Origin of the sequence: Qipengyuania nanhaisediminis, from assembly GCF_045862805.1 — a bacterium.
Lineage (GTDB): Bacteria > Pseudomonadota > Alphaproteobacteria > Sphingomonadales > Sphingomonadaceae > Erythrobacter > Erythrobacter nanhaisediminis_A.
Map to the genome: position 1 here is coordinate 505939 of NZ_AP025760.1, position 20977 is coordinate 526915.

The following is a 20977-nucleotide window of genomic DNA, read 5'->3' on the forward strand; positions in this document are numbered from 1 at the left end:
CGGGTCTGACCCGCCGCCTTTTTTCATGCCCGTTCCCGACCCGAGCAGCGCCGTCTGCGCGTTGGCGCTCGCGCATCGCGAAGGGTGCGCGCAGACCCATCCCGCTTTTCGCTTGAGTGTCGGTGCCCCGCCGCTAATCTCGGTTGCAGGGAGAGACCGATCATGACCATGCATCCGATCGCGCACGCCGCAAACCGGCCGGACCACCCCGCGGTGATCATGGCCGGCAGCGGCGCGCGGATGAGCTATGGCGAGATGGATGAGGCCGCCAACCGCTTCGCCCAGCTTCTGCGCGCCCGAGGGCTTGGCCCCGACGACGCCTTTGCCGTCCTGATGGAAAACCGGATCGAATATTTCCCGGTGCTCTGGGGTTCGCAGCGCGCGGGCACCTTGCTGGTCCCGATCTCGACCCGGCTGACCGCGCCCGAGATCGCCTATATCGTGAACGATAGCGGCGCACGGCTCCTGATCACCTCGCCGCACTTCGATGACGTTCTGCCCGATATTCGCAGGGCCTGTCCCGACATCGAGGTGCTGGTCGCAGGCGGTCAAGGTGAGGACGGTTTCGATGCCGCTCTCGCCGCGCAGCCCGCAGAGCCGATTGCCGACCAGCGCGCGGGCGCCACCATGCTCTATTCCTCGGGCACGACCGGGCGGCCCAAGGGCATCCGGCCCGCTCCGCCCGAAGACCCCGATCCGCAGGCGCCGATCCCGTTTCTCGGCCTTGCGACGATGGGCGCAGGCATGCCCGCCGACGGTTCGATGGTCTATCTCTCGCCCGCCCCGCTCTATCACGCGGCGCCCTTGGGCTGGTGTAGCGCGGCGCAGCGCCTGGGCGGCACGGTCGTTGTGATGGAAAAGTTCGAGCCCGAGGCCGCGCTTGCCGCGATCGAGAAACACCGCATCACCGACAGCCAGTGGGTTCCGACCCATTTCGTGCGCTTCCTCAAGCTCGATCCCGAAATCCGCACGCGTTACGATCTGTCGAGCCACCAGCGCGCGCTCCATGCCGCGGCACCCTGCCCGGTCCCGATCAAGCGCGAGATGATCGGTTGGTGGGGGCCGATCGTGAACGAATATTATGCGGGTTCCGAAGGGATCGGCATGACCATGATCGGGGCGAAGGACTGGCTCGACCACCCTGGCTCGGTGGGACGGGCGATCTACGGCGCTCTGCATATCTGCGGCCCCGATGGCGAGGAGGTGCCTGCCGGGACCGACGGGCTCATCTATTTCGAGAACGCGCAGCTTCCGACCTATCACAACGATCCCGAAAAGACCGCCGAGGCGATGCATCCCAAGGGCTGGATGACGCTTGGCGATATCGGCCATGTCGATGACGATGGCTTCCTGTTCCTCACCGATCGCAAGAGCCACATGATCATTTCGGGCGGGGTCAACATCTACCCGCAGGAGATCGAGAACCTGCTCGTCACCCATGACAAGGTGATGGATGCCGCGGTGATCGGCGCGCCCGATCCCGATCTCGGCGAAAAGGTGGTCGCGGTGGTGCAGCCGATCGACATGAACCAGGCCGCAGGCGAGCGCGCAGAACCGTTCGAACGGGAATTGCGCGCCTTTCTCGAACCGCAACTGGCGCGGATCAAGATGCCGAGACTGTTCGAATTCCGCTCGGAGCTGCCGCGCGAGGCGAACGGCAAGCTCTACAAGCGCGAATTGCGCGACGAATTCGCAGCACGTGCCGCCCGCGAGAGCGCGGCTGGGTAAGTGATGGGGTCGAGCCAATGATTGCTGCCGCGCGAAACCACGCGCGCAATATAATAAGCCTGAAGAATTCATATAAAAGTGAATCGCGAATAAATACGCTCCAAGACACGATTTTCCTGTCAGAATAAAGCATCATGTGCTAGTAACTCATTCATGGGAAAAATTCGCGAAACGGATGCTGTGCGACTTGCGGCAGGGGTGTTTGCAGGCGTCGTTTCGTGACGTTGCTTGAACCTTACAACCTGCCCTTTGCGGTGGCACTGGCAGCATTGTTCGCGGTCGGCCTGCTCCAGGTCTTCGGTGCAGGCGATTTTTTCGACGGCGCCGGCGATGTCGAGATCGAAGTCGATGCCGACCTTGCCGACGGCCTCCAGGCGAGCGGGTTCATGGACGGCGCCCTGACGCTGCTCGGACTGGGCAAGGTGCCGTTTCTGATCTGGCTGTCGAGCCTGCTTTTTGTGTTTTCATGCACCGGCGTGATCGGTCAGGCGCTGATCAAAGGCGCGACCGGCTCGCCGCTGCCTGCAGGCCTTGCGGCCTTGCTCGCGCTCGGCGCGGCCTTGCCGCTCAACGGTGTTCTGGTCCGCCCGATCGGCAAGCTGTTTCCTGATGACGAGACCAGCGCAGTCGGCCTCGAAAGCCTCGTGCGCCGCGACGCGGTGATCCAGACCGGCACCGCCCGGGCCTCCTCGCCCGCACGCGCGGAAGTCAGGGACGCTTTCGGCCAACCGCATTACGTCATGGTCGAACCGCACGAGGAAGGCGCCGAACTGGCAGAAGGGGAAACCGTGCTGCTGGTGCGCCGCGAGGGCGAGCTGTTTTTCGGCGTGCGCTATCAGAGCCCGCTCTTGAGGCCGTGACCGAAGCGGCCTGACACAGAATTCAAACGGAGGGAAAATGCTGGACTTTATCATTCTGGGAGCCGGCGGCCTGGTGCTGCTGCTCATCATCGTCATCATGCTCACCACGCTCTATCGCCGGGCGTCGAAGGAGATCGCCTTCGTGCGCACCGGGGTCGGCGGCGAAAAGGTCGTGATGAATGGCGGTGCGCTGGTGCTCCCGGTGTTTCACGAGACCATGCCGGTCAACATGAACACGCTGGTGCTCTCGGTCGTGCGCCGCGATGCAGAGGCGCTGATCACGCTCGACCGGCTGCGGATCGACGTGAAGGCCGAGTTCTACGTCCGCGTCCGCCCCGATGCCGGCGCGATCGCCATGGCAGCGCAGACGCTCGGCCAGCGCACCATGCAGCCCGAAATGCTCAAGGACCTCGTCGAGGGCAAGTTCGTCGACGCGCTGCGTTCGGTCGCGGCCGGAATGAGCATGAACGAGCTGCACGAGCAGCGCGCCGATTTCGTCCAGAAGGTGCAGCAGGTCTCGTCGAACGACCTCGCGATGAACGGGCTCGAGCTCGAATCGGTCTCGCTCACCGGTCTCGACCAGACCAGTATCGAACACTTCAACGCCAACAACGCGTTTGACGCCGAAGGTCTGACCAAGCTCACCGAACAGATCGAGGCGCGCAAGAAGCTGCGCAACGATATCGAGCAGGACACCCGCGTGCAGATGGAGACCAAGAACCTCGAGGCGGACCAACGCTCCTTCGAGATCGGGCGCGACACCGAATATGCCCGGCTCCAGCAGGAACGCGAGGTCGAGGTGCGGCGCGCGGCGCAAACCAGCGAAATCGCGCGCGAGCAGGCCGAACGCCAGCGCGAGGCCGATGCCGCGCGGATCGAGGCGAAGAAGCAGGTCGACGCGCAGCAGATCGAGGCCGACCGGCTCGTCGAAGAGGCGCGGATCGATCAGCAGCGCGCGCTTGAAATCGCTCGCCAGGAGCAGCAGATCGCGGTCCAGAACAAGAGCCGCGAGGAAAGCCAGGCCAAGGCCGAAGCCGATGCCGCGCGGGCCAAGGCGGTGGCGGCCGAAGAGCAGGTCGCGACCAGCCGCGAAAGCGAGATCGCCGAACGCCAGAAGAAGATCGAACTGATCGAGGCCGCCAAGCAGGCCGAACGCGAGGCGATCGGGATCAAGGTCGAGGCGGAGGCGGAAAAGGACGCGGCCACCAACCGCGCCGAGGCCGCGAGGCTCGAGGCCAAGGGCGATGCCGATGCCGAGGTGCTGCGCGCCGAAGCCGATCGGGTGCGCTTCGAGGTCGAGGCGGCCGGCCAGCAGGCGATCAACGAGGCGGCCAACATCCTCTCGATGGACCAGATCAGCCTCCAGACCAAGCTCGCGCTGCTCAAGGTCCTGCCCGAGGTAATCCGCGAAAGCGCCAAGCCGATGGAAGCAATCGATTCGATCAAGATCGTCCAGGTCGACGGGCTCACCAACAATGGCGGTTCTGGCGGCAGCTCGGGCGGCGGATCGGGTGGCGGTTCTTTCACCGGTGGCTCGGGAAACCTCGCGAGTGACGCGGTCTCGGCAGCGCTTGCCTACCGCGCGCAGGCGCCGGTGCTCGACGGGCTGATGAAAGAGCTCGGGCTTGACGGTTCATCGCTCGGCACGCTGGTTAAGGCCGCCGCCGAGGATCCGAACGGCGATGCCGCGCAAGCGCTCTCGGAACTCGATTTCGATGGCGATGATGGCGGGGACGATGACCCGGATGCTGGAGACGCCGGGCCCGAACCGGTCGAGCCCGAGCCGGCGGCCTGATCACGCCGCTCTGAGGGTTTGCAAGGCCCCGCTGCCCGAACGGGTTGGCGGGGCTTTTCGCGTCTAGCCGAGCAGGCGCTGCGCCATGGCGCGCACTTCGGCGCCCATGTCTTCGCGTTCGAGCGCCAGCGCGAGCGTGGCCTCGACAAAGCCGAGCTTGCTGCCGCAATCATAGCGGCTGCCATCGAATGTCACCGCGTGAAAGGGCTGGGTGCCGATCATCCGCGCCATCGCGTCGGTCAGCTGGATCTCGCCGCCCGCGCCTTCGCCCTGTGTTTCGAGCGTGCGCATGACTTCGGGCTGGAGAATGTAGCGGCCCGAGATGATCTTGTTTGAGGGTGCCTCGCCGCGCGGCGGCTTCTCGACGAGCCCGCGCACTTCGGTCAGCGCTCCTGACGCCGCGCCGGGATCGATCACGCCATAGCTCGACACCTCGTCCTCGGGCACTTCGAGCACGCTGATCAGATTGCCGCCGACCGTCTCATAGGCCTCGACCATCTGCTTCATGCAGCCGGTCCCGCCCCTGTTCCCGATCATCAGTTCATCGGGCAGGAAGATCGCGAAGGGTTCGTCGCCGACGATCGCGCGCGCGCACCAGATCGCGTGGCCAAGGCCCCTTGGCACCTGCTGGCGCACGGTGATGATGTCGCCCGGTGTCGCGCGTGTCGGGTCGAGCACCGACAGGTCCTTGTCGCGCTCGCCCATGGTCGCCTCTAACTCATAGGCAACGTCGAAATGCTCGACGATTGCCGACTTGCCGCGTCCGGTGACGAAGATCATCTGCTCGATCCCCGCCTCGCGCGCTTCGTCGACGGCATACTGGATCAGCGGGCGGTCGACGATCGGCAGCAATTCCTTGGGGATCGCCTTGGTCGCGGGAAGGAAGCGCGTGCCAAGCCCGGCAACAGGAAACACGGCTTTCTTGATCGGCTTGTTCGGCATCGGGTTCGGGCCTCGTTGATTGCAGCGGTCCGGGGTTCGGCGTGACCTGCCCTCTTGCCCGAACAAGGTCAATGACACGCACGCATGGCCCGCGTCAGTTGCGCACAGCGCACGTTGCGCTAAGGCGGTCGGCATGGACAAACTGATCATTCGCGGCGGCAATCGCCTGTCGGGCACGATTCCCGTGTCGGGCGCGAAGAACGCCGCTCTCACGCTCATCCCTTGCGCGCTTCTGACCGAAGAACCGCTGACCTTGCGCAACCTGCCGCGGCTCGCCGACATCGACGGGTTCCAGCACCTGATGACGCAGTTTGGCGTCTCGGTCGGGATCCAGGGGAAGCGCCCGGAAGATTTCGGCCGCGTGGTCACCTTCGAGGCGCCGCGGCTCACCTCGACCGTCGCCCCCTACGACCTGGTGCGAAAGATGCGCGCCTCGATCCTGGTGCTCGGGCCGATGCTGGCCCGGGCGGGCGAGGCAACCGTCTCGATGCCCGGCGGCTGCGCAATCGGCAACCGCCCGATTGATCTGCACCTCAAGGCGCTCGAGGCGTTCGGGGCCGAGATCGAACTGACGCAGGGTTATGTGAAAGCGATGGCGCCCGATGGTGGCCTGCCCGGCGGCGAATTCGATTTTCCCGTCGTCTCGGTCGGCGCGACCGAGAACGCGGTCATGGCCGCGGTGCTTGCCAATGGCACCTGCCGGCTTTTTAACGCCGCGCGCGAGCCGGAAATCGTCGATCTGTGCAACCTGCTCACGGCGATGGGCGCCGAGATCGAGGGGATCGGCACCTCCGATCTCACCATTCACGGGGTCAAGCGGCTGAACGGCGCGACCTACAAGGTCATGCCCGACCGGATCGAGGCGGGCTCCTATGCCTGCGCGGCCGCGATCACCGGCGGCGAGGTGCGGCTCGAAGGGGCAGATGCGCACGACATGGCCTCGACCATCCACGCGCTCAGGAATATCGGCGTCGAGATCGACGAGGACAAGAAGGGCATCACGGTCAGGACCAATGGTGCGCTCAAGCCGGTCAATCTCACCACCGCGCCCTTCCCGGGCCTTGCGACCGATATGCAGGCGCAGCTGATGAGCCTGCTGACCCGCGCCGAGGGCACCAGCGTGCTCAAGGAAACGATCTTCGAGAACCGGTTCATGCACGTGCCTGAACTGGCGCGAATGGGTGCCGATATCGAGACCGAGGGCCGCACCGCGATCGTCCGGGGGCCGAGCGATCTGACCGGGGCCGAAGTGATGGCGACCGATCTGCGCGCCTCGATGAGCCTGATCATAGCCGCGCTTGCCGCCAAGGGCGAAACGACGGTGCGGCGCATCTACCACCTCGATCGCGGTTACGAGCGGCTCGAGGAAAAATTGCAGCTGGCGGGCGCGGATATCGAACGGGTCGGCGACGAATAGGGGCGATTGCGCGGACCTTTCACGCCTGCCCTGCGTTGGTGGGGAAAGAGAAAGGAGCCAGCCAAATGCTTATCAAACTCGCAGCGCTCAGCGCCCTGGGATATTTCGGCTACCGTTATTACGAGAAGAACCACAAGGGCGGCCATGCGGCCTTTGCCGAAGGCCAGGCCAGCGGCTCGCACACCGACGTGCGCGATGCCGGACCCAAGGCCATGCGCGACAAGCCCGAGGGCGAATGGACGAAGACCGACGAGGAAATCGACCAGACCTTCCCGGCGAGCGACCCGCCCGCCAATTACTGACCGGAGCCGGGGCGCGGCGCGAGCCGTGACATATTGCAAACCAGCCAGACGCGGATCGCGCTCGCCAGACCGGGCGCGGTCCGCGCCTTTATGCGTTCGCCATCGATCCGGGCAACCAGCGCGTTGATCGGAACGCCCTCGCGTGCCGCGGCATCGCGCAGCATGTCCCAGAACACCGGTTCGAGACTGATCGAGGTCTTGTGCCCGGCAATTTCGACCGAGCGTTTGACCGGCGGGTGATAGGGTGGCGGGCTGTTGGTCACACCCAGCGTGATAGGCGAGCGAGCGCCCGCTTGAAAGCGGCGATCAGGCCGCGCGGGCCTTGGCCAGCAAGCGGGCAAAACCGCTTGACCGGGTCTTGCCGAAGGGCTGGTGGCGCAGCGCGCATCGAGCCAGCTCCTCGCTGTTGATCGGGTGCTGGAATTTGATGCCATGGCGCTTGCCCTGCGACCAGCGGACCTGGCCGAGCTGGAGCGGCAGGCCCTCGATCGCGATCGTCATCAGGTGTCCTTCGTCGAGGCGCGCCGCGCTCGAGATCTTTGCGCCTTCGCACGAGAGGTCGAGCAGCCGCGCGGCAATATGGGCGCGGCCGATGCCAAGCTCGACCGGCGCGGAAAATTGCAACCGCAGGGGTCGGCTCTGCGCGGCGCCATCGCGCAGGAACTCGTCGAGACAGACCTCGGCTCCGAACCGGTATCCCGCCTGGCGCTGGCCGGTCCAGACCCTTTCGACCGGGTAGGTCAGGTCGTTGGACAACTGGAGAAGCATACGGGTCTCTGGCGGGACATCATGGCAAAAGCCAAGTCCCACGCCCTGTTCCGACACGTCCCTGATTAGGGTGAGATATTCGCCGGTCTGGCACACCAGCTTGGCCCTGCGCAGGCCGAGCGATGCGCGGTGTGCGCTGCGCGCATCCTTGCGCGGCGTCGCTTTGCCTTGTGCGTTCATGGCCCAGGCCTCCTTGCTGCCTCCTTGCCGGTGCGCGCGAGCACGAGACTCGCGGCGTTTCCTAAGCAAAGCTAGAGGGACATGGCTAATATACGGTTAAAGCGAGCCAGCCGGCTCAATACATGTGCTGGCCGCCATTGATGCTCATCGTCGATCCGGTCATGAAGGCGCCGTTCTCGCTGGTGAAGAAGGCGACGCCGCGGGCGATTTCCTCGGCCTGGCCGAGCCGTCCTACCGGGATTCGGGCGACGATCTTCTCGAGCACCGGTTCGGGCACCGCGGCGACCATGTCGGTGTCGACATAGCCGGGCGCGATGGCATTGACCGTCACCCCGAACTTGGCCCCTTCCTGCGCCAGCGCCTTGGTAAAGCCGTGAATGCCCGACTTGGCGGCGGCGTAATTGACCTGTCCATATTGCCCCGCCTGGCCGTTGATCGAGCCGATATTGACGATCCGGCCCCATTTCCGCTCGCGCATGCCGGGAAAGGTCGCCTTGGCCATGTTGAAACAGCCACCCAGATTGACCCGCATGACATCGTCCCAGTCCTCGTAGCTCATCTTGTGCAGGGTGCCGTCGCGGGTAATTCCGGCATTGTTGACGACGATATCGATCGGCCCATGCTCTTCGGCGACCCTGGCGCAGCCTTCGAGGCAGGCCCGGTGGTCGCCCACGTCCCACTTGTAGGCCGGGATGCCGGTTTCCTCGCTGAAGGCGCGCGCGGCATCGTCATTGCCGGCATAATTGGCGATGACCGTGTGGCCCTGGCGCTTGAGGCGGTTGCAGATCGCGGCCCCGATGCCCCGGGTCCCTCCGGTTACGATGGCGATACGTGTCATTTCGCAGATCCCCTTGCACAGATTTGCTGCCTACCTAGCCGTGCCGTAGCGTCAGGCAACAAAAAACCCCGCCATTGGCGGGGTCTCGGCGATGGCCGTGTCGAGCGGCAAACAAGCGCACAGCGCGATCAGAAGCGGACCTGTGTCCCGACATAGACCGCCTGGCTGTCCTGCACGGTGCTGGTCAGCGGGTCGAGCCGGTCGCGTTCGCGCGAATAGCGCACGCCCGCGGTCACGTCGAAATTGGGCGAGAGGCTGAAGCTGCCGCCGACATCGACCGAATCCTCGTTCGCATCGAGCGTGTTGAGCGAACGGCCCGGGACGGCATTGTCCTCGAGCTCGATCCGCGGCTGGAGCCTGCTCGGCGCGTCGCGGCGGCTGGGCCGCGCGGGTTCGAACTCGGCAAGATCGGGCATTGCGAGATTGCGGACATTGTCGGGCAGGCGAATACTGCCAGAAACCGGGGTCGAGCGGGTGGCCGCCTGCGGCCGCGCGAAGCTCTGATAGCCGCGCGCAGTGCCAAGGTTGAACCGGCTGGCCTGAAGGCCGCGGACATTGTTCGCCGGACCCGGCGCACCTTCGGCGGCGGAACGGATCTGGATCGCCTGCGCGCTCTGCCCGTCGACGCGCACCGCGACTGTCACGGTGCGATCGCTCAACGCGCCGCTCGTGCCTGTGGGAGTGAACCGGATCCCGCGCTCGCGCGCCTTGCGTTCGACGCGGGCCGCCAGTTCGGGATCGACAGAGGCCGGGGTGAAAAGGTCGAATGCGGGCACCTTGGCGATGCCATCGGCGCCGATGGTGACCAATGCGAGACCGGCGCTGGGCAGCGCCAGCATCATCGCCGCGCAGGCACCGAGCAGCGGCAGCCGAAGCCGCGCGCTTTTCAGATTGTCCTGCAACAGTGCCATGACGCGTTTATCCAGTCCCCATTCTTGCCCTCATCGGCGGGCTGCCCTTTCAAGCAGATCGCCGGTGAACCTGCGCTGACAATCGCATAACGATCAAAGCGCGACTCGGTTTCCCAACCGCAAGCTTTTGATACTGCGTCAAGGCCGGGACACGCAACATTTTCCACAAGGCCGGTGCATGGCGGGACACCGGGTGTTGCGCGCATCACACAGATTCGCGGCAGGGCTGGGACAGGCCTGCGCGAGTCGCGGATTAAGCCTGCATACAGGCGGCGGCGCTGACGAGAGCGGGAGAGCCCGGCCCGAGACCTTCGATGGGCGCTGTGCGGCAAGGCCATTCGTGCGCCAATGGCCTTGCCGCGCAGCGCCCTGCCGGTATAGAGCCAAGCGACACCAGACGAGGACACCCATTCGCCGTGACACGCGCCACCAAGACCATTTCGCATTCCGCCCGCTTCGCCGCTTCGATCGCGGCCATCGGCCTTCTCGCCGCATGCGGGGGCAATGACCGGCCCACCACCCAGCTCCAGGCCGCGCAGGTCAACACGATCGGGGTCAACGCCTATCTCTGGCGCGCCGCGCTCGAAACGCTCAGCTTCGCGCCGACCGCGTCGGTCGACAGCGCCGGCGGAGTGATCGTGACCGACTGGTATGCCAATCCCTCGAACCCGAACGAGCGGGTCAAGGTGACCGTGACGATCCTCGACCAGGACCTGCGCGCCGATGCGCTGCGTGTCTCGGCGAGCCGCCAGGTCGCGCAGGGCGGCACCTGGGTCGAGGCGCCGGTCCAGGCCGCGACCGTGCAGAAGCTCGAGGACATCATCCTCACCAAGGCGCGCGATCTCAGGCGCAAGGCGGTCGCGGGCTGAGCCAGTCCCCTCTTGCGCTCGCGTGAGGGCGCGTTAGCGAGCGATCCATGACCGAGACACGATTCGATCCGTCCAAGGCCGACGGGCGCTGGCAGCGCGCATGGGATGAGGCGGGCACCTTCACCGCCGATTCGAACAGCGAGAAGCCCAAGAGCTACGTGCTCGAGATGTTCCCCTATCCCTCGGGGCGCATCCATATGGGGCACGTTCGCAACTACACGATGGGCGACGTGCTCGCGCGCTACAAGACGATGCGCGGCCACGAAGTGCTTCACCCGATGGGGTGGGACGCGTTCGGGATGCCGGCGGAAAACGCGGCAATGGAAAAGAAGGTCCATCCCGGCGACTGGACCCGGGCGAATATCGAGGCGATGAAGGCGCAGCTGAAACGGATCGGCTTCGCGCTGGACTGGACCCGCGAATTCGCGACCTGCGACCCCGAATATTACGGCCACGAACAGGCGCTTTTCCTCGACATGTATGCCGCCGGCCTCGTCTATCGCCGGCAGAGCGAGGTCAATTGGGACCCGGTCGATATGACCGTGCTCGCCAACGAGCAGGTGATCGACGGCAAGGGCTGGCGCTCGGGCGCCGAGGTCGAGAAGCGCAAGCTCGACCAGTGGTTCCTCAAGATCACCGACTTCGCCGACGAGCTGCTCGAAGGGCTGGGCGATCTCGACGACTGGCCCGAAAAGGTCCGGGTCATGCAGGAAAACTGGATCGGCAAGTCGCAGGGCCTCGAATTCGCCTTCGACCTGTCCGACCGGACCCGCCTGCCGGTCTATACCACGCGCCCCGACACGATTTTCGGCGCGAGCTTCTGTGCGGTCGCGGCCGATCACCCGCTCGCCCAGCGCGTGGCCGAGGATGATGCCGCAGCGGCCGCTTTCATCGAGGAATGCAAGCGCGGCGGCACCACCGCGGCCGAGCTCGAGACCGCCGAGAAGAAGGGCTACCTTACCCCGGTCACCGCGCGGCATCCCTTTACCGGCGATGCGATGCCGGTCTTCATCGCCAATTTCGTGCTGATGGATTACGGCACCGGCGCGGTGATGGGCGTGCCCGGACATGACCAGCGCGACTTCGAATTCGCCACCAAATACGACCTCCCGATCCGCCGCGTGGTCGCCGCCGATGTCGCCGATGCCGATGCGCCTCTCAGCGATGAGGCCGAGCCGGGCGACGGGGTGATCGTCAATTCGGATTTCCTCGACGGCAAGCCGGTCGAAGAAGCGAAGGCCGATGTCATCGCCCGCGCCGAGGACGAGGGGTGGGGCAAGGGCACCACGGTCTGGCGGCTGCGCGACTGGGGCGTGTCGCGCCAGCGTTACTGGGGGACGCCGATCCCCTTCATCCATTGCGAGACTTGCGGCATCGTCCCGGTGCCAAAGGACCAGTTGCCGGTCACGCTTCCCGAGGACGTCGATTTCGAAAAGCCGGGCAATCCGCTCGAACGCCACCCGACCTGGAAGCACGTCGACTGCCCCGAATGCGGCAGCGCGGCGCGGCGCGAAACCGACACGCTCGACACCTTCACCAATTCCTCGTGGTATTTTCTTCGCTTTGCCTCGCAACCGGCAGACAAGCCGTTCGATGCGGCGGAGATCGCCAAGTGGTTGCCTGTCGAGCACTATATCGGCGGCATCGAGCACGCGATCCTGCACCTGCTCTATGCCCGTTTCTGGACCCGCGCCCTGGCGCGCATCGGCAAGCTCGAGGTGACCGAGCCGTTTGCCCACCTGTTTACCCAAGGCATGGTGACGCACGAGACCTATGCGGCAGGCGATGGCAGCTGGCTCAGCCCCGACGAGGTGCGCAAGGACGGCGCTGACTGGGTGCGGATCGAAGACGGCGCGCCGGTGACGGCAGGCCGCGTGGTCAAGATGTCGAAGTCGAAGAAGAACGTCGTCGACCCCGACCGCATCATTGACGAATATGGCGCGGACGCGGTGCGCTGGTTCATGCTCTCCGACAGCCCGCCCGAGCGCGACCTGCCGTGGTCCGAGGCCGGCATCGAGGGCTGCTGGCGTTTCGTCCAGCGGCTGTGGCGGCTGTTCGGCGCATACGACAGGGACGCGGGCGGCGAGGACAAGCCGCTCGCTCGCAAGACCCACCAGACCATCGCGGCGGTCGCCGAGGACATCGAGGCGCTCAGCTTCAACAAGGCGGTCGCAAGGCTCTACGAACTGACCGGGGCGACCGAGAAAGCGCCTGCCAGCGCCGACAAGTCGGCGGCGATCCGCGCGCTCGTCAAGATGGTCTCGCCGATGATGCCGCACCTTGCCGAAGAAGGCTGGGCGGAGATCGGCGAAGAGGGCCTGGTCGCCGAAGCGCAATGGCCCGAAGTCGATCCGGCGCTGCTGGTCGAGGACGAGGTGACCATCGCGATCCAGCACAGGGGCAAGCTGCGCGACACGATCACCGCGCCCAAGGGGGCGCCCAAGGAGGACCTCGAGGCGCTTGCGCTGGCGAGCGAGAAGGTCCAGCGTTCGCTCGACGGGGCTGAAGTGCGAAAGGTGATCGTGGTGCCCGACCGGCTGGTGAACATCGTTACCTGATGGGCATGCGTGCCGCCTTGATCGCGCTGGCACTGGCGCTGCCCGCGAGCGGTTGCGGGCTACAGCCGATCTATGCCGGCGGTTCCTCCTCGCCGGTCGCGCAGGGGCTCGCAGCCGTTACCGTTCCCGCCATCCCGGGACGTGATGGCTGGCTGGTGCGCAACGCGCTCGAAGAGCGGCTTTCCGTCGCCGCGCCGGGCGGGGCAAGCGCCAGTCCGGCCTACCGGCTCGATGTCAGGCTCGACGATTCGCTGGAGGCGCTGGGCGTTCTCAACGATGATACGATCAGCCGTGAGCGCCGCATCCTGCGCGCCCGCTTCCAGCTCATCGATCTGGCCAGCGGCGAAATCCTGCTCGATGCGACCGCGGGATCGGATGCGGGGATCGACGTTGTCTCCTCCGAATACGCCACCATCGCGGCCGAACAGACCGCGCTCGAAAACCTCGCCAAGGACGTGGCCGATCGCATGGTCCGCCGCGTCTCTCTGACCCTGCGCGAGCGCGCGGGCGCCACGGGCGAGTGAAGGCCAAGCACACCGAGTTCGCCCGCGGCCTTCCTGCTGCCGCGCGCTCGGCCACCATCTTCTTTTTCTGCGGTCCCGACGAGGCCGGTGCATCGGCCGCCGCCGAGCGCGTGATCGCAGGATTCGAGGATCCGGGCGAACGGGTCGAGCTTGCCGGTGCCGAGATCAAGCGCGACCCTGCGCGCCTCGGGGACGAAGCGCGCTCGGGCTCCTTGTTCGGAGACAAGCGCCACATCTATGTCCGCGCCAGCGGCGAGGAAGCGCATGACGCTCTCAAGGCCCTGATCGAGACCGGAGAGGCAGGCGCGGGCGATGCCGCCCCGGTGATCGTGGTGGCGACCTCTGCCACCGACAAGTCGCGCACTGCCAAATTGCTCGAAAAGCGTCGCGATGCGCTGGTGGCGATGTTCTACCCGCCCGACATGATGAGCGTGGCCGCCTCGGTGCGCGCGATGGCCGATGCAGCCGGCCTCAGGCTCGGCGGCGACCTTGCCGAAAGAATCGCGCGCGCGAGCGGGCTCGACGTGCGGCTGGCCCAGTCGGAGGTCGACAAGCTGGCGCTTTACATGGACGCCTCGCCGCAATCGCCCAAGACCGCCTCGCCCGAAGAGCACGCCGCAATCGGGGCAGGCACCGAGGAGGACGGGTTCGGCCCCGTGGTCAATGCCGTGCTGTCGGGCGAGCTGGGCAAGCTGCCGGGCGAATTGAAACGCATGAAGGAGCTTGGGCTCAACCCGGTTGGCCTGCTGCTCGCGTTCGAAAGGCGCGCGGCGCAGCTTGCCAAGATCCACGCAAAGCTCGGCACGCGCGGCGATTTTGACCGGCTGGGCAAGGGCGAGAAGGCGCAGCTTGGCATTTTCTGGAAGGAAGAGCGCGATATCCGCCAGCAGCTTGGCCTGTGGCAGCGACCGGTCGCGCGCGGCAGCAAGGTGACCAAGCTCGATCGGCTGATCCCCCGCCTCGTCGCGCTCCACCGCGCCTTGCTCGCCAACAGCCAGGCAGCCGAAATGCTGCTCGCGCACGACCTGGCCGAGATCGCCAGATTTGCCGCGAGAGGGTAGCATTTTAAGACAGGCGACGAGTTCCCGCGATTTCGCATTCGCACAAGAGCGCGATTATGGTGTAGGGGAAACCCCTAGTTGCCGCTAATGCGCAGCGTTAACTCGTTAGGAAAAGCGCAAATAATATGAACAAGGTCACCGGCAAGCTTGTGGAGAGCGGCAAGGAGGGGCGCATCGAGGCGCGGATCGCGCCCTCGCTCGAACGCCGCCGCCTGCGCGCGCTCGCGCTGCTTCTGCTGCTCGACGCGGTGGCGCTGCACCTTGCCTTTGCGCTGGCCGGGCTGATTTACGAGGACCTCTGGCTGGATGCGCGCAACATGCTCGCGGTGCAGACAATGTTGCCGCTGTATTTCACCATTGCGCTCTACAATCTCACCTATGGCGCCAAGGCGCTGGGCAACTGGGTATTTGCCGCGCGGCAGGCGCTGACCGCGCTGGTGGTGTCGGCGGCCCTGATCAACTTCGTCGCATTCTACACCAAGTCGAACGCGCAGTTCAGCCGCGTCTCGGTCACGCTGGCCCTGATCCTGTCGGCCATGCTTCTGGTGGCCATCCGCAGGCTGGTCCCGATCGCGATCAACCGGTTCTGGGGCGGACGCACGCAGAACCAGCTGGTGATCCATGATGGCGGCCCCGATTTCGACCTGGATGCAGCGCTCGTGATCCGGGCGGGGGAATGGGGGCTCGACCCTGCCAGCCACGATCCCTTCATGCGCGACCGGCTCGGCAAGCTCCTGATGAACCAGGACAGGGTGGTGGTCTCGACCCCGACCGAGAGGCGCGAGGCCTGGGCCTTCCTGCTCAAGTCGGCCGGGGTCCATGGCGAGATCGTCAGCGAACCGGCCCACAGCCTGGGCGCGCTCGGGGTGCATCGCTACGACGATCTGGAACGCACCACGCTGGTGATCTCGACCGGGCCTCTGGGCCTGCGCGAACGGATATTCAAGCGCGTCTTCGATACCGCGCTCGCGGCCGGGGCGCTGCTGGTGCTGGCACCGGTGATGATTTTCGTCGCGCTGCGCATCAAGCTCGAGGATGGCGGACCGGTCCTGTTCGTCCAGCGGCGGCTGGGCAAGGGCAACAAGTTCTTCAACATGCTCAAGTTCCGTTCGATGGCGATCGGCAAGAACGATGCCGATGGCGAACGGTCGACCGGGCGCGAGGATGACCGGGTGACGAAGATCGGAGCCTTCATCCGCAGGACCAGCCTCGACGAGCTGCCGCAGCTTATCAACGTGCTGCGCGGCGACATGTCGATCGTCGGTCCGCGCCCGCACGCGCTCGGCAGCCGCGCGAACAACAAGTATTTCTGGGAAGTCGACGCCAAGTACTGGGCGCGCCATTGCCTCAAGCCGGGGCTGACGGGCCTCGCCCAGGTGCGCGGCCATCGCGGCGCGACCGAGCGAGAAAAGGACCTTACCGACCGGCTGCAATCGGACCTCGAATACATTTCGGGCTGGTCCCTGAGGCGCGATCTCGCGATCGTGCTGCGAACCATCGCGGTGCTGCGCCACGACAACGCGTTCTAGCCTTGCGATTCGCCCATCCGGGCGATTGTCCTCGCTTAAAGCGCCGAGAGCGCACGAAGCCTAGGTGCCCGGAGAGGAGCGGAGCGGAGCAAAACGACGAGACAGCACCGAGGAGTGCGCCCTGAAGAGCGCGCACAGGCAAGAACACCTTTTGAACCCTGGTCTTTGCGCCAGTGGCTGTCACCCAGCGCGAATTTGCGCGTATCTCAATTCCCGGAAACGCTGAAGGTGCCGCGCACGCGGCCATCGCTGCCTTCGCGACCGGGAGCGCCGCCGCTGGCGCGCCCGTCGACGGTAGAGAGCCCGCTTGCAAGGTCGATCACCAGCCTGCCGCCGGTGAGCCGGTCGCCGCCGCGGCTCAGAGCGACATTGCCAGCCATGGTGATCACGCGGCGGTTGAAATCATAGACAGCGACATCGCCGCTGGCGCGTTCGTTGCCGCGGGTTACCACCACGCCGCCATTGGCGGTGATCCGCTCGACATCGAGCGTGCCGTCATCCGAATAGGCAGCCAGCATCCGGTTCGAGCGCACGGTGAGCCCCGCCTGGCTGACCGTCACCCCGCCGGTCAGCACGACCCTGTTGGCACGGTCGTCGAGCGCGATATTGCCCGCATCGAACGAGACCGGCGCGCGGGTATCGTGCGAGGCGATCGCCTGCGCGTCGGCGCGCATCGATCCGCTTATGAAAGCGGTCAGCGCAAATCCGCCAAGCGCCCAGGCGAGCGCGATGCGGGTGAGATCTTGTCTGCCGTATCTGGTCATCAGGGCATCCTCAATTTGCCGGGGATCATGCGCAGCCGCGCATCGCCTTCGAGTGCGAGCGTTCGTTTCTCTATATCGGCGCGCATCGAGCGGGCCGAGAACGTGCCTGCGGGAATGGCACCCTTGACCCCTCCTGTGCCGCGCATGGTGCGCTTGTCGAGGTCGAAGCTGACCCCGCTCGCGCTCATCGTATAACCATCGGCGGTGCGCACGCGCAATTCGCCGACCACGCTGACGAGATCTTCGTTGATGTCATAGACCCCGCCCGGCGCCGAAAGCCGCGCAGGGCCGTTTTCGAGCAGCAATTGAGCCATTAATTCGCGCATGCGCACCTTGCCTTCGACGCTCGATCGCTGGACCGCCTCGCCCGCGGTGATCGAGAACGGGCGGCCGAGATCGTCGCGCCCGCGATACATCGCGTTGTCGACCGAGAGCCGCTCGTCGATCACCGCCACCTCGTTGCGGTCGAGCAGGAAGCTGATCTCGCCGCGCGGGCTCAGCGGCGTGATCACCATCAGAGCCGCGACCACGCCAACACCCATCGGCAATGCCCGAGCCAGGAAACCCACGAGCTTGTCATGGCTCCCGCCGGGCGCTGCGAAATGCTGGCGCTTCGATCGCAGTTCCTGCGCTTCGTCGGTCTCGATGCGGCGTTTGGTTACCATGGCCCGGTCTTGGCTTTGCCCGCGAGGCGCTGAACGCACCCGCTAGGCGTAGAACCCCTCATTATGGCTGAAGATGTCGCGGCCTTCCCAGCCGGCAATGTCGAGCAATGCGCGCGCGGGAAGGAAATCGAAACAGGCCTGCGCGATTTCGCTGCGCCCTTCGCGTTCCAGCCGCACTTCGAGCGCGTCCTTGAGCCGGTGCAAATAGCGCACGTCCGAAGCGGCATATTCGCGCTGCGCCTCGTTGATGTCCTCCGCGCCCCAGTCCGAGCTCTGCTGCTGCTTCGACATGCTTTCGCCGAGCAGTTCATCGGTCAGGTTCTTGAGCCCGTGGCGGTCGGTATAGGTGCGCACCAGCTTGCTGGCGATCTTGGTGCAGAAGACCGGCGCGGCCATCACACCGAGATAATACTGGATCGCGGCGAGATCGAAGCGGGCGAAGTGATAGAGCTTCAACCGGCTTTCATCGGCGAGCAGCCGGGTGAGATTGGGCGCTTCGTAGGTGCTGCCCGGCGAAAAGCGCACGAGGTGTTCATCACCCGAGCCATCGCTGATCTGGAGCACGCACAGCCGGTCGCGATGCGTGACAAGGCCCATGGTCTCGGTATCGACTGCGAGCGGCGCCGTGCCTTCGAGCACGCCGTCGGGCAGGTCTTCTTCGTGGAAATGTATCGTCATCGCCCCGCCATTACGCGCAATGGGGATATTGTGAAAGAGGCGTCTCGCGCATCGTGCAGGCCACCGCTAGCCTCTTGCGCGACGACATGACGGACGAGGCGATCCCCGAAAGCTGGCGCGAGGCGCTGGCCCCCGCGCTTGCGAGCGAGCAGGCGCGCCGGCTCGGCGGCTGGCTGCGCGAGGAAGAGGCGGCGGGCAAGGCGATCTACCCGCCGCGCGGAACCCGGCTGGCAGCGCTTGCCGCGACCCCTCTCGATCAGGTGCGCGTGGTGATCCTCGGCCAGGATCCTTATCACGGGGCCGGCCAGGCGCACGGCCTTGCCTTCTCGGTCGCCGAGGGGGTGCGGCTGCCGCCATCCTTGGTCAATATCTTCAAGGAGCTTGAAAGCGATTGCGGCGTGCCGCGCCGCGAGAACGGCGACCTGACCGGCTGGGCACGACAGGGCGTGCTGCTGCTCAACAACACGCTGACGGTCGAGGACGGAAAGCCGGGCAGCCATGCCGGGCGCGGCTGGGACGCGATCACCGATGCCGCGCTTGCGGCGGTGGCCGGATCAGGCGAGCCGACCGTGTTCGTCCTGTGGGGCAGCCATGCGCGCAAGAAGGCCAGCCGGGTCCCAGCGATCGGGCGCTCGGCTGATCACCTGGTGCTGACTTCAGCTCATCCGAGCCCGCTTTCGGCCTATCGCGGCTTTTTCGGCTCGCGCCCTTTCAGCCAGGCCAATGCCTTTCTCGAGGCGAACGGGCGCGAGCCGGTGGACTGGTCGCAATGAACGAGGATGCCGCCCGCGCGGCCCTGCACAAGCGGCAGGCCGAACTGGCCGAGGAGGCGCGCGCCAATGCCGACAGCCGCGACACGGTCACCTTGCAGCAGGACAGCGTCGGGCGACTGAGCCGGATGGACGCGATGCAGCAGCAGGCCATGGCGCAGGCCAGCGAGCGCCGCCGCCAGGCCGAGGCCGCGCGAATTGTCGCGGCGCTCGAAAGGCTCGACGAGGGCGAATGGGGCTGGTGCCTGTCCTGCGGCGAGGAAATCGCACCGGCACGCCTCGAACACGATCCGAGCGTTGCGACCTGCGTGCGCTGCGCTTCGGGCGGCTAGCGGCGCTTCAGAACGAAGTCGTCAGGCGCGCGCCCAGGGTGACGCCGGTGTCGCGGAAGGCGATGGCGCTGTCGACCACCTGGACATTGGCTGTGAGGCCAAAGCCTTCGGCGAACTGGTAGGTATAGAACGCCTCGACCCCGCTTTCGTCCTCGATCCCGAGACGGAAGGCGATGTCGTCGGCCAGTTCGTCGGTCAGCGAATACTGGAAATAAGCGAGGCCAAACCGGTCATTGGGACGGAAACGCGGATTGCCCGAAACCCCGAAATAACCCGAATAATCGAGGAAGGTGGGATCGCCCATTGAGGCCTGGAAGCGCGCGAGCACGCCCCAGCCCTTGCCGCGCGCTTCGGGATAGAGCTTGATATACTGGTAATAGGACAATTGCAGAGCGAGCTCGCCGCTTTCATCGCCGAAGCTGCCGCCCGGCGGAGGGGTCAGCGCGCGCGGCAGGATATCGGCGGCAAAGCGTTCGCGGGTCGAGCCGACCAAAGCGACATTGAGCACGCCCGGCATCCGGTTGACGCTGGTGCGGCGCGCAGCGGCGGCCATGAAGCCGACCCCGCTTTCGAACGCGGTCTCGAAGCCGGTGCGCTGATACTGGCTGTCGGGGTCGAAGACCCAGGCGCGGTAAATCCACTTGCCGCTCGGCACGGTCAGCATCGCGCCTGTCAGGGTGTTGGGCACCACCGCAGTCGGCGGCAGAGCGAGACCGAGATTCATGAAGCCATAATGCCCGTCGCTCGCAACGATCGGCAGCTGGCCGGAGGTGTCGAGGACGTTCATCTTGCCAACCTCGAGCGTGGCGCCCGAATCCCACTTGTATTCGACGCTCGCCGAGAGGTCGAAATCGCCCTTGCCTTCGGGCCGGTAGAGCGCGGTGTTGGCCGGGATCAGGCCGATCTGGCCGTTCATGCTGTCGCCCCAGCTGAGCTCGGGGCGGATGCGGATCGTGATGTTGTCCGACCCGCCGTAAAAATGCCCGCCGACCTCGAGATAGCCGTCAATCCGGCCCGAATAGTTAAGGTCGCTGGGCGCATCGCCTGCAACGGGAGTCTCTAGGAATTGCGATGCGACCACGCGCAGCCGGACCTTTTCGGGCGGCGGCGGGGGCGGGGGCGCCTGGGGCGCGGCTTGAGGCGCAGCCTCGGCCCCGTCCTGGGCGGGCATTGGCGCAGGACCTTCACCGGCGGGCAGCGGCGTTGCCGTGCTGCTGGCGGCGAGCGCGAAGGTTTCGGCATCGAGCAGGCTGCCTGCCTCGGCCAGTCCGGTCTCGGCCAAACCTGTCTCGGCATGGGCCGGGGAAAGGGCCGCGCATGAGAGAGCCAGTGCCGAGGTCGCAAGGCCGAAACGCCTTGCGCGGTTGAATGTAGCGAATGCCAAGTTGTCGATCCCTTCAAACGGAGCGCTGGATCATCCGTGCGCCCGGTGCCCGCTTGGGTGAACCACCGGCTCTTCGCGCGGTCAAGCCGTTAACCGTGATTC

Annotated in this window: 21 protein-coding genes; 12 read left to right on the forward strand and 9 right to left on the reverse strand. The window is 65.8% G+C overall.

Translation table 11 applies throughout. The annotated features are described in order from the left end of the window. The first annotated feature begins 168 nt into the window (after nucleotides 1-168). The 3 genes from ACKTSM_RS02510 to ACKTSM_RS02520 all read left to right on the forward strand — a co-directional run bounded on the left by ACKTSM_RS02510 (nucleotide 169) and on the right by ACKTSM_RS02520 (nucleotide 4383). Entirely contained in the window at nucleotides 169-1728 is a 1560-nt protein-coding gene (locus ACKTSM_RS02510) for an acyl-CoA synthetase (protein ID WP_407876400.1), read from the forward strand. A gap of 218 nt (nucleotides 1729-1946) precedes the next feature. Next, a complete protein-coding gene (locus ACKTSM_RS02515; RefSeq protein WP_407875570.1) occupies nucleotides 1947-2588 on the forward strand; it encodes an OB-fold-containig protein in 642 nt (213 codons plus the stop codon). A gap of 37 nt (nucleotides 2589-2625) precedes the next feature. Continuing rightward, a complete protein-coding gene (locus ACKTSM_RS02520; protein ID WP_407875571.1) occupies nucleotides 2626-4383 on the forward strand; it encodes a flotillin family protein in 1758 nt (585 codons plus the stop codon). Between the two features lie 63 nt (nucleotides 4384-4446). Here ACKTSM_RS02520 and ACKTSM_RS02525 read toward each other — a convergent pair whose 3' ends face one another. After that, entirely contained in the window at nucleotides 4447-5325 is an 879-nt protein-coding gene (locus ACKTSM_RS02525; RefSeq protein WP_407875572.1) for a UTP--glucose-1-phosphate uridylyltransferase, read from the reverse strand. Between the two features lie 133 nt (nucleotides 5326-5458). On the opposite strand from ACKTSM_RS02525, the gene murA reads away from it, so the two are divergent. Further along, the gene (murA, locus tag ACKTSM_RS02530; RefSeq protein ID WP_407875573.1) at nucleotides 5459-6742 is read left to right on the forward strand and encodes a UDP-N-acetylglucosamine 1-carboxyvinyltransferase; all 1284 of its coding nucleotides are present in this window, start codon (nucleotides 5459-5461) and stop codon (nucleotides 6740-6742) included. 65 nt (nucleotides 6743-6807) lie between these two features. Continuing rightward, a complete protein-coding gene (locus ACKTSM_RS02535; protein WP_407875574.1) occupies nucleotides 6808-7044 on the forward strand; it encodes a hypothetical protein in 237 nt (78 codons plus the stop codon). On the opposite strand, the gene ACKTSM_RS02540 is transcribed toward ACKTSM_RS02535, so the two are convergent. The 4 genes from ACKTSM_RS02540 to ACKTSM_RS02555 all read right to left on the reverse strand — a co-directional run bounded on the left by ACKTSM_RS02540 (nucleotide 7038) and on the right by ACKTSM_RS02555 (nucleotide 9741). Further along, entirely contained in the window at nucleotides 7038-7307 is a 270-nt protein-coding gene (locus ACKTSM_RS02540; protein ID WP_407875575.1) for a ribbon-helix-helix domain-containing protein, read from the reverse strand. The genes ACKTSM_RS02535 and ACKTSM_RS02540 overlap by 7 nt on opposite strands. 43 nt (nucleotides 7308-7350) lie before the next feature. After that, nucleotides 7351-7992, reverse strand: a complete 642-nt coding sequence (locus tag ACKTSM_RS02545; RefSeq protein WP_407875576.1) for a PilZ domain-containing protein — start codon at nucleotides 7990-7992, stop codon at nucleotides 7351-7353. Between the two features lie 115 nt (nucleotides 7993-8107). Beyond that, complete coding sequence (gene phbB, locus ACKTSM_RS02550; RefSeq protein ID WP_407875577.1) at nucleotides 8108-8830, reverse strand: acetoacetyl-CoA reductase; 723 nt, start codon at nucleotides 8828-8830, stop codon at nucleotides 8108-8110. Nucleotides 8831-8958: 128 nt separating this feature from the next. Next, entirely contained in the window at nucleotides 8959-9741 is a 783-nt protein-coding gene (locus ACKTSM_RS02555; RefSeq protein ID WP_407875578.1) for a hypothetical protein, read from the reverse strand. 416 nt (nucleotides 9742-10157) lie between these two features. On the opposite strand from ACKTSM_RS02555, the gene ACKTSM_RS02560 reads away from it, so the two are divergent. The 5 genes from ACKTSM_RS02560 (at nucleotide 10158) to ACKTSM_RS02580 (ending at nucleotide 16282) form a co-directional block, all read left to right on the forward strand. Then, nucleotides 10158-10610, forward strand: coding sequence for a DUF3576 domain-containing protein (locus ACKTSM_RS02560; RefSeq protein WP_407875579.1), 453 nt, complete (start codon nucleotides 10158-10160; stop codon nucleotides 10608-10610). A gap of 47 nt (nucleotides 10611-10657) precedes the next feature. Next, nucleotides 10658-13168, forward strand: coding sequence for a leucine--tRNA ligase (gene leuS / locus ACKTSM_RS02565; RefSeq protein WP_407875580.1), 2511 nt, complete (start codon nucleotides 10658-10660; stop codon nucleotides 13166-13168). A 5-nt stretch (nucleotides 13169-13173) separates the two neighbouring features. Further along, the gene (gene lptE / locus ACKTSM_RS02570) at nucleotides 13174-13692 is read left to right on the forward strand and encodes an LPS assembly lipoprotein LptE (RefSeq protein ID WP_407876401.1); all 519 of its coding nucleotides are present in this window, start codon (nucleotides 13174-13176) and stop codon (nucleotides 13690-13692) included. Next, nucleotides 13689-14753 carry a DNA polymerase III subunit delta gene (locus tag ACKTSM_RS02575; RefSeq protein WP_407875581.1) on the forward strand — a complete coding sequence of 355 codons (1065 nt, stop codon included), beginning with the start codon at nucleotides 13689-13691 and terminating at the stop codon, nucleotides 14751-14753. Before lptE ends, ACKTSM_RS02575 begins: the two co-directional genes overlap by 4 nt. Nucleotides 14754-14878: 125 nt before the next feature. Then, nucleotides 14879-16282 (forward strand): sugar transferase, encoded by a 1404-nt coding sequence (locus tag ACKTSM_RS02580; RefSeq protein WP_407875582.1) that lies wholly within the window; start codon nucleotides 14879-14881, stop codon nucleotides 16280-16282. Nucleotides 16283-16488: 206 nt separating this feature from the next. Here ACKTSM_RS02580 and ACKTSM_RS02585 read toward each other — a convergent pair whose 3' ends face one another. Genes ACKTSM_RS02585 through ACKTSM_RS02595 form a run of 3 tightly spaced genes read right to left on the reverse strand, consistent with a single transcriptional unit; the run spans nucleotide 16489 to nucleotide 18389 of the window. Beyond that, nucleotides 16489-17046, reverse strand: coding sequence for an LptA/OstA family protein (locus ACKTSM_RS02585; RefSeq protein ID WP_407875583.1), 558 nt, complete (start codon nucleotides 17044-17046; stop codon nucleotides 16489-16491). After that, nucleotides 17046-17711, reverse strand: coding sequence for an LPS export ABC transporter periplasmic protein LptC (locus tag ACKTSM_RS02590; RefSeq protein WP_407875584.1), 666 nt, complete (start codon nucleotides 17709-17711; stop codon nucleotides 17046-17048). Before ACKTSM_RS02590 ends, ACKTSM_RS02585 begins: the two co-directional genes overlap by 1 nt. A gap of 42 nt (nucleotides 17712-17753) precedes the next feature. Then, complete coding sequence (locus ACKTSM_RS02595; protein WP_407875585.1) at nucleotides 17754-18389, reverse strand: ribonuclease D; 636 nt, start codon at nucleotides 18387-18389, stop codon at nucleotides 17754-17756. Nucleotides 18390-18475: 86 nt separating this feature from the next. On the opposite strand from ACKTSM_RS02595, the gene ACKTSM_RS02600 reads away from it, so the two are divergent. Both ACKTSM_RS02600 and ACKTSM_RS02605 read left to right on the forward strand, forming a co-directional pair. Continuing rightward, complete coding sequence (locus ACKTSM_RS02600) at nucleotides 18476-19162, forward strand: uracil-DNA glycosylase (RefSeq protein WP_407876402.1); 687 nt, start codon at nucleotides 18476-18478, stop codon at nucleotides 19160-19162. Next, nucleotides 19159-19491 (forward strand): TraR/DksA family transcriptional regulator, encoded by a 333-nt coding sequence (locus ACKTSM_RS02605; RefSeq protein ID WP_407875586.1) that lies wholly within the window; start codon nucleotides 19159-19161, stop codon nucleotides 19489-19491. Before ACKTSM_RS02600 ends, ACKTSM_RS02605 begins: the two co-directional genes overlap by 4 nt. A 7-nt stretch (nucleotides 19492-19498) precedes the next feature. On the opposite strand, the gene ACKTSM_RS02610 is transcribed toward ACKTSM_RS02605, so the two are convergent. Next, nucleotides 19499-20875 carry a carbohydrate porin gene (locus ACKTSM_RS02610; RefSeq protein WP_407875587.1) on the reverse strand — a complete coding sequence of 459 codons (1377 nt, stop codon included), beginning with the start codon at nucleotides 20873-20875 and terminating at the stop codon, nucleotides 19499-19501. Between the last annotated feature and the right edge of the window lie 102 nt (nucleotides 20876-20977).

Bases quoted from the DNA above. Each gene is read 5' to 3' on its own strand.
- ACKTSM_RS02600 (WP_407876402.1), top strand. From the start codon at position 18,476: ATGACGGACGAGGCGATCCCCGAAAGCTGGCGCGAGGCGCTGGCCCCC.
- ACKTSM_RS02520 (WP_407875571.1), top strand. From the start codon at position 2,626: ATGCTGGACTTTATCATTCTGGGAGCCGGCGGCCTGGTGCTGCTGCTC.
- lptE (WP_407876401.1), top strand. From the start codon at position 13,174: ATGCGTGCCGCCTTGATCGCGCTGGCACTGGCGCTGCCCGCGAGCGGT.
- ACKTSM_RS02535 (WP_407875574.1), top strand. From the start codon at position 6,808: ATGCTTATCAAACTCGCAGCGCTCAGCGCCCTGGGATATTTCGGCTAC.
- ACKTSM_RS02605 (WP_407875586.1), top strand. From the start codon at position 19,159: ATGAACGAGGATGCCGCCCGCGCGGCCCTGCACAAGCGGCAGGCCGAA.
- ACKTSM_RS02555 (WP_407875578.1), bottom strand. From the start codon at position 9,741: ATGGCACTGTTGCAGGACAATCTGAAAAGCGCGCGGCTTCGGCTGCCG.
- ACKTSM_RS02585 (WP_407875583.1), bottom strand. From the start codon at position 17,046: ATGACCAGATACGGCAGACAAGATCTCACCCGCATCGCGCTCGCCTGG.
- phbB (WP_407875577.1), bottom strand. From the start codon at position 8,830: ATGACACGTATCGCCATCGTAACCGGAGGGACCCGGGGCATCGGGGCC.
- leuS (WP_407875580.1), top strand. From the start codon at position 10,658: ATGACCGAGACACGATTCGATCCGTCCAAGGCCGACGGGCGCTGGCAG.
- ACKTSM_RS02580 (WP_407875582.1), top strand. From the start codon at position 14,879: ATGAACAAGGTCACCGGCAAGCTTGTGGAGAGCGGCAAGGAGGGGCGC.
- ACKTSM_RS02590 (WP_407875584.1), bottom strand. From the start codon at position 17,711: ATGGTAACCAAACGCCGCATCGAGACCGACGAAGCGCAGGAACTGCGA.
- ACKTSM_RS02545 (WP_407875576.1), bottom strand. From the start codon at position 7,992: ATGAACGCACAAGGCAAAGCGACGCCGCGCAAGGATGCGCGCAGCGCA.
- ACKTSM_RS02595 (WP_407875585.1), bottom strand. From the start codon at position 18,389: ATGACGATACATTTCCACGAAGAAGACCTGCCCGACGGCGTGCTCGAA.
- ACKTSM_RS02510 (WP_407876400.1), top strand. From the start codon at position 169: ATGCATCCGATCGCGCACGCCGCAAACCGGCCGGACCACCCCGCGGTG.
- ACKTSM_RS02525 (WP_407875572.1), bottom strand. From the start codon at position 5,325: ATGCCGAACAAGCCGATCAAGAAAGCCGTGTTTCCTGTTGCCGGGCTT.
- murA (WP_407875573.1), top strand. From the start codon at position 5,459: ATGGACAAACTGATCATTCGCGGCGGCAATCGCCTGTCGGGCACGATT.